Raw genomic sequence first — 14,198 nt, 5'->3', positions numbered from 1 at the left:
GTGGCGTTAGGCGACTTGCGCAGATTTCTGTATAATTCGGTTTTGCGCCTATAGGAAAAACTATGCGTCTACTTCAAAAAGCACTCACGTTCGATGACGTGCTGTTGGTTCCGGCTTATTCGGACGTCCTCCCCAAAGACACTACCCTCAAAACACGTCTGTCCCGCAATATCGATATCAACATTCCGTTGTTGTCGGCTGCGATGGATACCGTGACTGAAGCGCGGCTGGCTATCGCCATGGCGCAAGAGGGCGGCATCGGCATCATCCACAAGAATCTGACCGCGCAGGAACAGGCGCGCGAAGTTTCCAAGGTCAAGCGTTTCGAATCCGGCGTGGTGCGCGATCCGATCACGATCCCGCCTAATATGCGCATCCGCGAAGTGATGGCATTGTCTGAATTGCATGGCATCAGCGGTTTCCCGGTGGTCGAAGGCAATCGTCTGGTCGGCATCATCACCAACCGCGACCTGCGTTTTGAAGAAGAACTGGACGCCGAAGTCAGCGCCAAGATGACCCCGCGCGATAAGCTGGTCTACGTCAAGGACGGCGCCGATCTATCGGAAGCCAAGCGCCTGATGAACAAGCACCGCCTGGAACGCGTAATGGTGGTCAACGATGCTTTCGAGCTGCGCGGCCTGATCACGGTGAAGGATATCCAGAAATCGACATCGCATCCGCTGGCCTCCAAGGACAGCCAGGGCAAGCTGCGCGTAGGCGCGGCAGTTGGTGTCGGCGCTGATAACGAAGAACGCATCGAACTGCTGGTGAAAGCCGGCGTCGACGTCATCGTGGTTGATACCGCGCATGGCCACTCCAAGGGCGTGCTGGATCGCGTCAAGTGGGTCAAGCAGAATTTCCCGCAGGTTGAAGTCATCGGCGGCAATATCGCTACCGCTGCTGCCGCCAAGGCGTTGGCAGACCACGGCGCCGACGGCGTCAAGGTCGGTATCGGTCCTGGTTCGATCTGCACCACGCGCATCGTCGCCGGTGTAGGCGTGCCGCAGATTTCTGCGATCTCCAACGTGGCGCAAGCGCTTAAGGGCACTGGTATTCCATGTATCGCCGACGGCGGTATCCGTTTCTCGGGCGACATCGCCAAGGCGTTGGCCGCCGGCGCATCGACCGTGATGATGGGCAGCATGTTCGCGGGCACTGAAGAAGCGCCAGGCGAAGTGATCCTGTTCCAGGGCCGCAGCTACAAGTCGTATCGCGGCATGGGCAGCCTGGGCGCGATGTCGGATGGTTCGGCTGACCGCTATTTCCAGGACTCCGCCAACAAGGCTGACAAGTTCGTTCCTGAGGGTATCGAAGGCCGGGTTCCCTACAAAGGCAGCGTCCTGACGATCCTGTATCAATTGATCGGTGGCGTGCGCTCTTCCATGGGTTACTGCGGTTGCGCGACGATCGACGAGTTGCGCGAAAAAGCCGAGTTCGTGGAAATCACCTCGGCCGGCATGCGCGAATCGCATGTCCATGACGTCCAGATTACCAAGGAAGCACCTAACTATCGGACCGATTGATAGTTGGATTTGCGCCTTGATCTAGTCCAGGAACGCGCCACCTGCGGGAATACCGCCGGTGGCGCGAGCACTTTAAAGATTCTCATTTTTTGCTAAATCAGCCACCATGCACTCAAAAATCCTCATCCTCGATTTCGGCTCCCAGGTAACCCAACTGATCGCACGCCGCGTGCGCGAAGCTGGCGTATTTTCTGAGGTCTATCCTTACGATGTGTCCGACGAATTCATCCGCAGCTACGGTGCTGCCGGCGTGATTTTGTCGGGTGGTCCCAACAGCGTCACCGATGGCGACACGCCGCGCGCGCCGCAGGCGGTATTCGAGCTGGGCGTGCCGGTATTCGGCATCTGCTACGGCATGCAGACCATGGCTGAGCAATTGGGCGGCAAGGTCGAGATGGGTAAGGTCCGGGAATTCGGCTACGCCGAAGTACGGGCACGTGGTCACACCGCGCTGCTGAAGGATATCAGCGACTTCGTCACACCGGATTCGCATGCAATGCTGAAGGTCTGGATGAGCCATGGCGACAAGGTCAACGACATGCCGCCAGGCTTCAAGTTGATGGCCTCAACCCCGAATTGCCCGATCGCCGGCATGGCTGACGAAGAGCGCAAATTCTATGCGGTGCAGTTCCATCCGGAAGTGACCCACACCGAGCAAGGCGAAGCGATCCTGAAGCGCTTCGTGGTCGATATCTGCGGCTGTAAGCCAGACTGGAACATGCCTGACTACATCGCTGAAGCGGTGGAGTCGATCCGCAAGCAGGTTGGCAGCGACGAAGTGATCCTGGGCTTGTCCGGCGGCGTCGACAGCAGCGTTGCCGCAGCATTGATCCATCGTGCCATCGGCGACCAGCTGACCTGCGTATTCGTCGACCACGGCCTGCTGCGCCTCGATGAAGGCAAGATGGTCATGGAGATGTTCGCCCAGAATCTCGGCGTCAAAGTGATCCACGTCGACGCTACCGCACAGTTCATGGGCCACCTGGCCGGCGTGACCGATCCGGAAGCCAAGCGCAAGATCATCGGCCGCGAGTTTGTCGAAGTGTTCCAGGTCGAATCGGCCAAGCTGAAGAATGCCAAATGGCTGGCGCAAGGCACGATTTATCCCGACGTGATCGAAAGCGCCGGCAAGGGCAAGAACGCCGCACACACCATCAAGAGCCACCACAACGTAGGCGGCTTGCCGGAAACCCTGAACCTGAAGCTGCTGGAGCCGTTGCGCGAACTGTTCAAGGACGAAGTGCGCAAGCTGGGCGTCGCGCTCGGCCTGCCGCACGCGATGGTATATCGCCATCCATTTCCAGGCCCAGGCCTGGGTGTGCGCATCCTGGGTGAAGTCAAAAAGGAATTCGCTGACCTGCTGCGCCGTGCCGATGCCATCTTCATCGAAGAGTTGCGCAACACCAAGGACGACAACGACCAATCCTGGTACGACAAGACCAGTCAGGCCTTCGCGGTTTTCCTGCCGGTCAAATCAGTCGGCGTGATGGGCGACGGCCGCACCTACGAATACGTAGTGGCGCTGCGCGCAGTGCAGACCCAGGATTTCATGACAGCACACTGGGCGCATCTGCCGCACGAGTTGCTGGGTCGTGTATCGAACCGCATCATCAATGAAGTACGTGGCATCAATCGTGTGGTTTACGATATTTCCGGGAAGCCGCCTGCGACGATTGAGTGGGAATGATCGGATGTCTAGCACTCGCTAGCACTCAAAAGTAGAAAATGCTTGAAAGCCCGCGTAAATGCGGGCTTTTTTGCTTTTGTTCGGCATTCGCAGTGGCGCCTACGTGGGGGTATTCAAATGGCTGATCAGGCGTTGTTTACGGCCGCCGGCTTAGGTAGTAGGCGCTGCGGAGCAACGTCCTGAGAGGTCGGGTTTTGCAATCACACATTTTATGTTTCAGAGTGAACAATCAGCGCTCAATTTTTGACGCGGAGTTGTGGTGATGTGTCATTGCAAAACCTGACCCTAGTCTTCCTTGATGGAAAGATATGAATTGTTGCCAAGCGGGAATTGATAACTATTGAAAAATGAGCAATTTTTTGCTATGCGAAGTAAATCTCATCTCCTACGATATCACTCAATAAAAGCAAAAGTTTCTTGACGGTTTGTTGCCATATTTGGGGGGATTTCGTAATGAAACATTTAAACAGGAATTTAATCCATAGGTATACGGTGGAAATTCACAGGGCCGCAGTTATGGCACTCAACGGCATTGAGACTACCGTCCAAATCAACAACATCGTAAATGAAGCATTTGAGACGTTGATCGTTCTTGACGACAATGATTCTTTTGTTAGTTTGCGAGCATTTCGAAAGAGTCTGCTGACACTAATCGATAGTTCGCCGAATGTTTGTATCAGCTATAAAAACGCAGTGCGCTACGCTGCCATTCGTACAAGAGCTTTATCGCATAATAAGCCGCTCAATATATCTAACCGTTGGGCATACGTTAATAAATAGCCGCATCAAACAGTTGAATTTCCGAAGTCAATTACATTTGCATGGCAGAAATTGAGGGACTCGACGGTGCGAGTATTAAGACCGTCGAGACGGTTTGATTCGGTCATCAGAACGTGTTCAAATGACGCAGCAATGAGGCGCGAATCAATGTTTGATCGGCCACACTAAAACCAAGCAGAGGCCGGGCCGTGTAGTGATACACCGGCCGATCTTTCCCTCTTGATGTACGCAGGCAATTTGCGCTACACGTCCAAAGAAGCCGGCGGATGGCTGGTTTCGCCTTGCTCGATTTTAAGACTTTTCTGCCGCCTGATTTTCTGAAAGATCGCTGCCCTCTGCCGTTTGATAGCGACCGAACGAAGCACGATACTGTTCGGCAGCATCCTCCCTCGTATTGATTTCAACCTGCACGCCGCCGGGGATCACGCAGAAGAACCGCGAACCCCTGGCGTGCCGTAACACGCCGGTAGCGAGCTCCGCACCGGCAGCACGGAACTGCTCGTAAAGATCAACAACGTCCTGCGCTGTTGGCACTTCGAACCCGATGTGGAAATTCTCGGGCCATTCGACGGCGCGCATGCCGCTGCCGTCAACGACGATGTCGAAGTCGTGCCGCTTGACAATCCTGGAGCCGCCGAATGAAGAAATGGTGCAGCCGAGATGCTGTTCGAAGAACTTGGCCGTCGCGTCCACGTCCGAGGATGGGAAACTGATGTGATTGAATTTCATCGTCTGATTTACGGAAAACATGATTGACCTCTGATAAATGAGGAGCCATGCCCGAACGATGGGGGCGAGGAGCGCGCCGCGAGGTGATTGCGGCAAAACCGTTGCAAGCGAAGTACGAACGCAAGCCCCGGAACGCATCCCTCCATTGGTGAATGGGAATGGTCCTATGGGCGTTGGTTGACGTAAACGCTTACGGCTGCGGTGCAGCGGTTTGAAATATAGCACGGGCATTTGGCGCGATACAAGCGAAAATTCGTGCGTCACGCTTCTTGCCGCGGGCTGCCAATGGCACATCTCGGTGGCGTTTACTAATGCTCGACGTTGATATCGAGACGTTTTTATGTCGCGTGTGGGTTAGCTATACATTCGGGACGTCGTTTTTTAATTGTCTACGCTCTAACCGGCGTTCAATGCTGGCCATTTGATTGCTTTTCCTCGTTCGTTATCGTTGTCTATTATTGATTCACGCCGAAAACTGCCCCAGTTTGGAGGCGAGCCCTTTGGCTATGGTTCAGCCAGAGGGAAGCAGTACTATTCTGAGCCAGAATACATCGCGATCTCACATCCCATTCTTTCGAATCATATGTAATTGGTGTATCGTGCTTGCTCAACACGCCTCATGAAAGAGGAAAAATGGGCGGCGGACAGAAGCAGCGCGATACAAATTGTGCGATTGCTGTATTTGTCGTCACATTGCTGGTTGCGGTTACTTGGTATTTTTTGATGCCGAGTTTTACTGCGAAAGCATTTGGCCTCATTTCACTTGGCGGATTTTTTTGTTTTTCTTCGCTCTGTTCCACGGAGGTTCTTGGTTCTGAAGTCAAAGAGGGCTAAGTCAATGCTATCGCTTGGGATCAACGTTCAAAAAACTGGCGACGGTATTTGCGATAGCGCCGAGCGTAAAGGCTAATTAAATGCTGGGTGCTTGATATTTCCAATGGAAAAAAAGTAAAAAGTTTCTGAAAGCCCGCGTGAATGCGGGCTTTTTATTGGTTTCTTGGAATGCGACTGTCGTGCCGATGGTCGCGTAGTTTTTTTGAAATTACCATGACAAAGAACATAAAAAAAATCCTGTTTTCCCTAGCTTGCGTTTCCTCGGCATTATCGCATGCAGGCGAGTTGGAGCAGCAGTTGGCGCATTGCTCAGCTTTGGCAGACGCCAGTGCGCGCCTGGGATGCTTTGATGCCTTGGCCAAGGCAACGGCGGAAGCGCCGGTTCCTGCCGTCGAAGCCAACGTTGCGCCAATTGTGCCGCCATCGGCGGTTGTCGCAGCAAAGCCGAGTGCATCACCGATTTCGCAGACGGTGCAACGTTGGGAGCTTGATCCGGATTCCAAGCGCGGCGTGTTCGCGCTGAAATCCTATTTGAACAATTATGTGCTGCTGGCGAATTACAGCACGTCGACCAATGACGCGCCGTTCGCCAATGGTGAGGCCAATGGGCTCAAGCCGCAGCGCACTGAGCTGACATATCAACTCAGTTTCAAGATGAAGATGGCGGAAGATATCGCCAATAGTCCGGTTGACCTGTGGCTAGCCTATACCCAGCAAAGCTTTTGGCAAGCCTACAACCGCGCCAATTCCAGCCCGTTTCGCGAAACCAATTACCAGCCCGAACTGATCGCGGTGCTGCCATTGCATGCCGGTATCGGCGATTTCAATTTGCGCTATCTCAATGTTGGACTGGTGCATCAGTCCAACGGCCAATCCTCGACGTTATCGCGCAGCTGGAACCGCTTCTATACTGAGCTGGGCGCCGAATACGGCAACCTGGCCCTGTCGGCCAGAATCTGGAAGCGGCTGGATAATGCGGTAGCGAACAACGACAATATCGACATTGTTGACTACATGGGGCACGGTGATGTGCGCGCCACATATCGTCAGGACGGTTACGAGTACTCATTGCTTGCGCGGCGCAATTTCCAGACTGGACACGGTGCGCTTGACGCGAGCTGGGCATTTCCGGTTACGACTAACCTGAAGGGGTACGTGCACCTGTTTTCCGGTTATGGCGAAAGCCTGATCGATTACAACTATTCACAAAAATCCATTGGAGCGGGTTTCCTGATCGATTTCTAGTATGCGGGGTTGCATATGGCCGATCTTGTGTAAGTAGGATTTCTGATGCCTGCCGTCGCTGCGCGAGAAAAGCGTAAACTAATATTCCTTTTCTTTCATGTCGTCTGTTTCGCGAAGGCGTACGCCATATGCATGAACAGTTTTTTTGCCAGGTTTCGATGCGCCGCCGCGGCCGACAGATCGCCTGTTCTTTGCGCTGATCCCCGCTGCCGACGCAGGGACTGCCATCGTCAGGCAGGGCCGGCTGCTGCGGGAGGAGTTGGGACTCACAGGCCGCTTGATCGGCGTCGACCGCGTGCATGTCACCTTGAGCCACCTGGGCGATTACCTAGAGTTGCCTCAGGATGTCGTTGCTACCGCGATGAGCGCAGCGGCAAACGTCAGGGCGGAGCCGTTCGATGTGGTGTTTGAACGTGTGGTGAGTTTCCATGGCCGGCCGCGCAATTACCCTTTGGTTCTGGTGGGCGGCGATGGGGATAGCGATAGCAATGCAACGTTGACAGCGTTCCAGCGGACGCTCGTCAAAGTCTTGCAAAAAGCGGGCATCAGAAGCGCAAATTCGCATTACACGCCTCACATCACTTTGTTGTACAACAAGTATAGGGTTCCGCCACGTGTCGTCGAGTCTATCCGTTGGACGGTGCAAGAATTTGCGCTGGTGCACAGCCTGCTTGGACGTAGCCGCCACGTGACACTGGCACGCTGGCCGCTACAGTCCTGAGATTTCGGATCCGGTCTTGGTAACGCGGAAATAGCCGTTTTGCGCTAAAATTGAGGGTTGGGTCGAAAATTGCCGAGGATTTTTGGCAGAAAAGCGGCTTTCCTGCTACTCGACCTATCTCCCACACCAGCAAAAAACGTTGTTTTTGATAGTGAAAACGACGAAAAACTGCGAGTATTGACTGTGTCTAACCCGATATCCAGGCGGATAGCCGAGGCTGACGAAACTATGCGAGAAGCGCCGTGACCTACAGCATCAAGGAAATTTTTTACACATTGCAAGGCGAGGGCACCCACGCCGGCCGTCCTGCAGTGTTTTGCCGCTTCAGCGGCTGCAATCTGTGGACTGGCCGCGAAGAAGATCGCAGCAGCGCGGTGTGCCAATTTTGCGATACCGATTTTGTTGGTACAGACGGCGAGGGCGGCGGCAAGTTCAAGGATGGCGAATCGCTGGCGCAAACGATCAATGCATTGTGGCCGGCTACCTACGCTGCCAGCAAATTCGTCGTGTTCACCGGCGGTGAACCCTTGCTGCAGCTGGATGCTGCGCTGATCGACAGCATGCATGCAGCAGGTTTCGAGATTGCGATCGAGACCAATGGCACGCTGGAGCCGCCGTCTGGTATTGATTGGATTTGCGTCAGTCCGAAGATGGGTTCGGTGTTGAAGCTGCGCAAGGGCAATGAGTTGAAAGTGGTGATTCCGCAAATCGGCCAATCGCTGGCTGCATACGAATCGCTTGATTTCGAACATTTCTATGTGCAGGCAATGGATGGCCCGCAACTGGCGCACAATCTGGAGTTGGCGATCGAAACCTGCAAGCGCAATCCGAAATGGAAGTTGAGCTTGCAGACCCACAAGCTGCTGCAGATTCCTTGAACCGATTTCAGATTTTATTGAGAACCCATTATTTATGCTTACCATCACCCGCAAACTCGAATTTGACGCCGGCCACCGGATTCCCGATCACAAGAGCCAGTGCCGCAATCTGCACGGCCATCGCTATACGCTGGAAATCACGCTGGTCGGCGCCGTCATCGAAGTCGAGGGCAGTTCCGACAACGGCATGATCATGGATTTCTCGGACATCAAGACACTGGCCAAGCAGCATCTGGTGGATGTCTGGGACCATGCTTTCCTGGTCTACGAAAAAGACACGGCAGTGCGCGATTTCCTGGCGACGCTGCCGAATCACAAAACCGTCATTATCGATCGCATACCGACCGTCGAAAACCTGGCGCGCACTGCATACGATATCCTCAAGGCCGCGTACAAGGATCACTACGGCACCGGCCTGCACCTGCAAAAACTGGTGCTGCACGAAACCCCGAATTGCTGGGCCGAGATTTCCGAAGACCGTTGATAGCTGATTATTTTTACACTGCCCATGCGTGACGCGATTTATATGCAACAAGCCATTTCCCAAGCCCGTAATGCGTGGGCCCTGGGGGAGGTGCCGGTAGGCGCACTAGTGGTGAAAGATGGCCAGGTCATCGCGACTGGCTTCAACCAGCCGATCGGCAACCACGATCCGACTGCGCACGCCGAAATCATGGCGTTGCGCGCAGCTTCGACCATTCTCGGCAACTATCGCCTCCCTGGTTGTGAACTGTATGTGACATTGGAGCCCTGCGCGATGTGCGCCGGCGCCATGATGCATGCGCGTCTAGCGCGCGTGATCTACGGCGCCAGCGATCCGAAGACCGGTGCTTGCGGTTCGGTGCTGAACTTGTTCGAACAGGAAAAATTGAATCATCACACCGAGCTGACCGCTGGCGTGCTGGCCGACGAGTGTGGCACACTACTCAAGGAATTTTTCGCCGAACGTCGGCAAGCCCAACAAAAACAATCGTGACCGAATCCATTCAAGCACAACCAAAACAATCCATCGGCGTGGCGCTGATTGCCCCTGGTGGTTACGCCCCCGACGAACAGGCGCTGGCGCGCGGCATCCTGGCTCTGCAGCGTCAGGGTTGCGTGGTCTACGACTACTACGATCCAGCGGCAAAATATCAACGCTTCGGCGGCACCGATGCGGCGCGCGTAGGGCAGATTTACGAGGCGATCGATAATCCGCAAGTGCAGATCGTGCTGGCGTTGCGCGGCAGTTACGGCATGTCGCGGTTGTTGCCGCTGCTGGACATGCGCCGCCTTGCCGCCAGCAAGAAAATCTTCGTCGGCCATAGCGATGTCACGGCGTTGCACCTGGCACTGCTCGCGCAGACCGGAGCGCCAAGCCTGGCTGGCCCGATGTTGTGCAGCGATTTTGGCGCTGCCGAGCTGAGCGAGTTCACGATGTGGCATTTCTGGCAATGCGTGCGCCAACCGGATCAAGTATTGCAATTTGCGGCTGCCAACAATCCCGATGTGCGCGTCAGCGGCACGCTCTGGGGCGGCAACCTGGCGATGCTGACGCATCTGCTTGGCACGCCTTATTTGCCGCAAATCGAAGACGGCATTCTGTTCCTGGAAGATATCGGCGAACATCCCTACCGCATTGAGCGGATGATGCTGCAGCTGCAGTATGCCGGTATCCTGGGCCGCCAGCAGGCGGTCGTACTGGGCGATTTTTCCGAGTATCGCTTGGCGCCGCATGACAATGGCTACGACTTCGACGCCATGCTGGCTTTTTTGCGCGCCCATGTATCGGTGCCGGTCCTCACCGGCCTGCCATTCGGCCATATCCGCGACAAGGTAACGCTGCCGGTTGGCGTACAGGCTGAGCTGCGTTCGGAGTCGAACGGGTTTCAGCTGAGTTTTCAGCACCCCCTCACCTTGATATCCTGATTGCATTGCTCTGCCGGTTACGCGCGTGCCGGCAGCTTGCAATTAATTTGACTCTGACCCTAATTTCTCTAATTTTGCTCTGACCCTAATTTTGCTAATTTTGGGTTTAGATGCTGGTCGTCTTGAGCAGCCATTCCCGGAACACCTGCATGGCTGGTGTCATCTGCTTTGACTTGAGACGCGTGAGCCAGTAGTTGCCGCTGGCGATTTCGATGTTGAATGGCTGTACCAGGCGGCCTTGCTGGAGTTCGCGGGTGAACATCAGGGTTGGCAGCAGGGCTACGCCGGCGCCTTGGGCGGCGGCTTCCGCCATCGTCAGCGACGAATCGAACACGCTGCCTCTCAGCAAGGGCAGGGTTGGTTGGCGGCGGCGAACCAGCTGGCCCATTCGTCGGCCCGGTATGAGCGCAGCAGCACTTGTCCGGCGAGGTCGGCCGGATCGCGCAGGCAGGCGGCGATGGCCGGCGAGCACATTGGCGATAGCGGGGCGACCAGCAGGGCTTCCGCTTCGGTGCCGTGCCAGGCGCCATCGCCGAAGCGGATCGCGTAGTCGAGGCCTTCGCCGGCAATGTCGACCCGGTTATTGTTGGTCAGCAGGCGCAAATCAACGAACGGGTGGGCTTGCTGGAAATCGCGCAGGCGCGGGATCAGCCAGCCGACCGCAAATGTGCCGACCGCGCCCACCGTCAGTACTTCACGGAAACGGCCGTCTTCGAACTGCTGCAGGACGGCGGCGATGCGGCCGAACGATTCAGCCAGCACCGGCAGCAAGGCAATGCCTTCATCAGTTAGCACCAGCCCGCGCGGCAGCCTGCGGAACAGCTGGACGCCCATTCTCTCCTCAAGATTCTTGACCTGTTGGCTGATCGCCGCCTGCGTGACATTCAGCTCGGCGGCGGCGCGGGTAAAGCTAAGGAAGCGCGCCGAGACTTCGAAAGCGCGCAATGCGTTCAAGGGCAGATGCATGCAGTTACTCCAGATGGGATAGTTTTTCTTATTGGTGCACTTGGATATTGTAGCTTGAAAGATAACTTTAACGAAGTTATCGTCGATGCCTTGTTCATCAACCTCAGAGGTAAAGTATGAAAAGACGTCAGTTTGCGGGAAACCTGGCAGCGGGCATCGGAGCATTGCTCGTGGGCGGGCATATACAGAAATCCTGGGCCTCTTCGGTAGGTCAGGTCAAATCCGATTCCGATTCATTCGTTAAAAAAATGCGTCAGATAGAAGCGCAAAGCGGTGGCCGGCTTGGTGTCGCTATCCTCGATACCCAAACTGGGCTGGCGCACTCTTATCGCGGCGACGAACGGTTTCCGATGTGCAGCACTTTCAAGCTGCTGGCGGCGGGGTTCACGCTAAAACGCGTAGACCTGGGCCAGGAGCAACTGACGCGGCGCATCCGTTTCAATGCTGCTGACCTGATGTCTTATTCCCCTGTTACCGAGAAACATGTCGGTGGCGATGGCATGTCGGTGGCAGAACTGTGCGAGGCTGCCATCACGCTGAGCGACAACACAGCTGCCAACCTGTTGCTGCACAGCTTCGGCGGCCCATCTTTGCTGACGGCTTATCTTCGTTCACTGGACGATAAGGTAACCCGCCTCGACCGCATCGAGCCGGACTTGAACGAGTCGACGCCGGGTGATCCGCGCGATACGACATCGCCTAAGGCGATGTTGTCCACGATGCGCCAACTGGTGCTGGGAACGGCTTTGGCCCCAGGCTCGCGCGAGCAACTGACAAATTGGTTGCTCGCTAATAAAACAGGCGACAAGCGCCTGCGCGCATTGCTGCCGTCCGGCTGGCGCGTGGCGGACAAGACCGGTTCAGGCTCCCATGGCTCAACCAACGATATCGGCGTCCTGTTTCCGCCGAACCGTGCGCCGGTGCTGGTGGCCAGCTATCTGACCGGAACCAAGGCCAACGCTGCGACGCGCGAGGTGGCGCTGGCGGAAGTAGGTCATCTGACGGCGTCGATGATCGCCGGCAATTGATGAGCAAAATGATGCGCTAAACGATGCGCCAAAGCCCGCAGGCAGGACAGAGAGCCGGGTATCTGTTCTGCCTTGGTGACAGTATTTCGGTACTTTTACCAATCTTCCGGGTGACTGATTTTATGGGATATGCAGTGGTAAGTCGTTGTTTTATATAGAGCTATTCAGTGGATATTTGTCTGTGGTGTATAATGCTGGGCTGCACCATAAACTACTGATTTAATTAAGAAAAGTTTAATTTTAAGATGCTCTCCACCGCAAATATCACGATGCAGTTCGGCCCCAAGCCGCTGTTTGAAAACATTTCCGTCAAATTCGGCGACGGCAATCGCTACGGTTTGATCGGCGCGAACGGCTGCGGCAAGTCCACGTTCATGAAGATTCTGGGCGGCGACCTGGAGCCGTCGGCTGGCAACGTGATGCTCGATCCGAACGAACGCCTGGGTAAATTGCGCCAAGACCAGTTTGCATTCGAAGAGATGCGCGTGCTGGATGTGGTGATGATGGGCATACCGAAATGTGGGCTGCGATGTCCGAGCGCGATGCAATCTACGCTAATCCGGATGCAACCGACGACGACTACATGAAGGCCGCCGACCTGGAAGCACGCTTTGCCGAATACGACGGCTATACAGCTGAAGCGCGCGCTGGCGAGCTGTTGCTGGGTGTGGGTGTGGCGATCGAACAGCACCAGGGGCCGATGAGCAATGTTGCGCCGGGCTGGAAGCTGCGCGTGTTGCTGGCGCAGGCGCTGTTCTCAAATCCGGATATCCTGTTGCTCGACGAACCGACCAACAACCTCGACATCAATACCATCCGCTGGCTGGAAGATGTGCTGAACCAGCGCAACTCCACGATGATCATCATTTCCCATGATCGCCACTTCCTGAACCAGGTCTGTACCCACATGGCCGACATGGACTACGGCACATTGAAGGTTTATCCGGGCAATTACGACGACTACATGCTGGCTTCCTCGCAAGCGCGGGCGCAGCAGTTGTCGGCGAATGCCAAGGCCAAGGACAAGGTCGCGGAACTGCAGGATTTCGTGCGCCGCTTCTCGGCCAACAAATCGAAGGCGCGCCAGGCGACTTCGCGTGCCAAGCAGATCGAAAAAATCAAGGTCGAGGATGTCAAGCCATCCAGCCGTGCCAATCCTTTCGTGCGTTTCGACGGCGAGAAGAAGTTGCATCGTCTGGCGGTTGAAGTGCAAAGCATCAGCAAGACTTACGACCGGCCGATTTTCAAGAATTTCAACATCATGGTTGAAGCTGGCGAGAAGATCGCGATCATCGGCGCCAACGGCGCCGGTAAGACCACGCTGTTGCGCAGCATCGGCGGCGCCGATATCGCCGGCCTCGAAGCCGACAGCGGTTTGGTCAAGTGGGCGGAAAACGCCAACGTCGGCTACATGCCGCAGGATCCAACCGAAGATTTCGCGACCGACAAGACACTGACCGACTGGATGGGCCAGTGGACCCAGGAAGGCGACGATGACCAAGCCGTGCGTTCCAGCCTGGGCCGCCTGCTGTTCAGCGGCGACGATGTCAAGAAGTCGGTCAAGGTGCTGTCTGGTGGCGAGAAGGGGCGCATGATGTACGGCAAGCTGATGCTGGGCCGCCATAATGTGTTGCTGCTCGACGAACCGACCAATCACATGGATATGGAATCGATCGAATCGCTCAACATCGCGCTGGAAAAATATGCCGGCACGCTGATCTTCGTTTCGCATGACCGCGAATTCGTATCGTCGCTGGCGACCCGGGTGCTGGAAGTCAAGGAAAACGAAGTGGTCGATTTCCAGGGCAGCTATGAGGATTACCTGAGCAGCCAGGGTATTGAATAAGTCGGAGCACGGCGCAAAAGGTTAGCGCACAGTGTGAAAAAAAGCGTGCCGGA

11 protein-coding genes and 2 pseudogenes are annotated in these 14,198 nt (G+C 55.6%); 11 read left to right on the top strand and 2 right to left on the bottom strand.

The annotated features are described in order from the left end of the window. The first annotated feature begins 62 nt into the window (after positions 1–62). Positions 63–1,523, top strand: a complete 1,461-nt coding sequence (guaB, locus tag CAter10_RS14550; protein WP_061533967.1) for an IMP dehydrogenase — start codon at positions 63–65, stop codon at positions 1,521–1,523. Between the two features lie 106 nt (positions 1,524–1,629). Further along, a complete protein-coding gene (gene guaA, locus CAter10_RS14545) occupies positions 1,630–3,210 on the top strand; it encodes a glutamine-hydrolyzing GMP synthase (RefSeq protein ID WP_061533966.1) in 1,581 nt (526 codons plus the stop codon). A gap of 1,071 nt (positions 3,211–4,281) precedes the next feature. Here guaA and CAter10_RS14535 read toward each other — a convergent pair. After that, entirely contained in the window at positions 4,282–4,740 is a 459-nt protein-coding gene (locus tag CAter10_RS14535; protein ID WP_231878986.1) for a VOC family protein, read from the bottom strand. Between the two features lie 612 nt (positions 4,741–5,352). On the opposite strand from CAter10_RS14535, the gene CAter10_RS14530 reads away from it, so the two are divergent. The 7 genes from CAter10_RS14530 to ldcA all read left to right on the top strand — a co-directional run bounded on the left by CAter10_RS14530 (position 5,353) and on the right by ldcA (position 10,305). Further along, positions 5,353–5,553: a hypothetical protein gene (locus CAter10_RS14530; RefSeq protein ID WP_061533964.1), complete on the top strand. Its 201-nt coding sequence runs from the start codon at positions 5,353–5,355 to the stop codon at positions 5,551–5,553. Between the two features lie 213 nt (positions 5,554–5,766). Beyond that, positions 5,767–6,798, top strand: a complete 1,032-nt coding sequence (locus CAter10_RS14525; protein WP_061533963.1) for a phospholipase A — start codon at positions 5,767–5,769, stop codon at positions 6,796–6,798. A 145-nt stretch (positions 6,799–6,943) separates the two neighbouring features. Next, positions 6,944–7,519 (top strand): 2'-5' RNA ligase family protein, encoded by a 576-nt coding sequence (locus CAter10_RS14520; RefSeq protein WP_061533962.1) that lies wholly within the window; start codon positions 6,944–6,946, stop codon positions 7,517–7,519. Positions 7,520–7,761: 242 nt separating this feature from the next. Further along, complete coding sequence (queE, locus tag CAter10_RS14515; RefSeq protein WP_061533961.1) at positions 7,762–8,397, top strand: 7-carboxy-7-deazaguanine synthase; 636 nt, start codon at positions 7,762–7,764, stop codon at positions 8,395–8,397. A gap of 34 nt (positions 8,398–8,431) precedes the next feature. Continuing rightward, on the top strand, positions 8,432–8,881 hold the full coding sequence (queD, locus tag CAter10_RS14510; RefSeq protein ID WP_061533960.1) for a 6-carboxytetrahydropterin synthase QueD: 450 nt from the start codon (positions 8,432–8,434) through the stop codon (positions 8,879–8,881). A gap of 24 nt (positions 8,882–8,905) precedes the next feature. Continuing rightward, entirely contained in the window at positions 8,906–9,373 is a 468-nt protein-coding gene (gene tadA, locus CAter10_RS14505; RefSeq protein ID WP_061533959.1) for a tRNA adenosine(34) deaminase TadA, read from the top strand. Then, positions 9,370–10,305, top strand: coding sequence for a muramoyltetrapeptide carboxypeptidase (gene ldcA, locus CAter10_RS14500; protein ID WP_061533958.1), 936 nt, complete (start codon positions 9,370–9,372; stop codon positions 10,303–10,305). The genes tadA and ldcA overlap by 4 nt, the downstream gene beginning before the upstream one ends. Before the next feature lie 106 nt (positions 10,306–10,411). On the opposite strand, the pseudogene CAter10_RS14495 reads toward ldcA, so the two are convergent. Further along, positions 10,412–11,271 (bottom strand): annotated as a pseudogene (locus CAter10_RS14495) (LysR family transcriptional regulator). A 116-nt stretch (positions 11,272–11,387) separates the two neighbouring features. On the opposite strand from CAter10_RS14495, the gene bla reads away from it, so the two are divergent. Next, entirely contained in the window at positions 11,388–12,299 is a 912-nt protein-coding gene (gene bla / locus CAter10_RS14490) for a class A beta-lactamase (protein WP_061533957.1), read from the top strand. 245 nt (positions 12,300–12,544) lie between these two features. Next, positions 12,545–14,145 (top strand): annotated as a pseudogene (locus CAter10_RS14485) (ABC-F family ATPase). Positions 14,146–14,198: the final 53 nt, after the last annotated feature.

The sequence above is a fragment of the Collimonas arenae genome, from assembly GCF_001584165.1.
GTDB lineage: Bacteria > Pseudomonadota > Gammaproteobacteria > Burkholderiales > Burkholderiaceae_D > Collimonas > Collimonas arenae.
This window is presented reverse-complemented; position numbering and strand designations above follow the sequence as displayed.

Bases quoted from the DNA above. Each gene is read 5' to 3' on its own strand.
- tadA (WP_061533959.1), top strand. From the start codon at position 8,906: ATGCGTGACGCGATTTATATGCAACAAGCCATTTCCCAAGCCCGTAAT.
- bla (WP_061533957.1), top strand. From the start codon at position 11,388: ATGAAAAGACGTCAGTTTGCGGGAAACCTGGCAGCGGGCATCGGAGCA.
- guaA (WP_061533966.1), top strand. From the start codon at position 1,630: ATGCACTCAAAAATCCTCATCCTCGATTTCGGCTCCCAGGTAACCCAA.
- CAter10_RS14530 (WP_061533964.1), top strand. From the start codon at position 5,353: ATGGGCGGCGGACAGAAGCAGCGCGATACAAATTGTGCGATTGCTGTA.
- guaB (WP_061533967.1), top strand. From the start codon at position 63: ATGCGTCTACTTCAAAAAGCACTCACGTTCGATGACGTGCTGTTGGTT.
- queD (WP_061533960.1), top strand. From the start codon at position 8,432: ATGCTTACCATCACCCGCAAACTCGAATTTGACGCCGGCCACCGGATT.
- CAter10_RS14525 (WP_061533963.1), top strand. From the start codon at position 5,767: ATGACAAAGAACATAAAAAAAATCCTGTTTTCCCTAGCTTGCGTTTCC.
- CAter10_RS14535 (WP_231878986.1), bottom strand. From the start codon at position 4,740: ATGTTTTCCGTAAATCAGACGATGAAATTCAATCACATCAGTTTCCCA.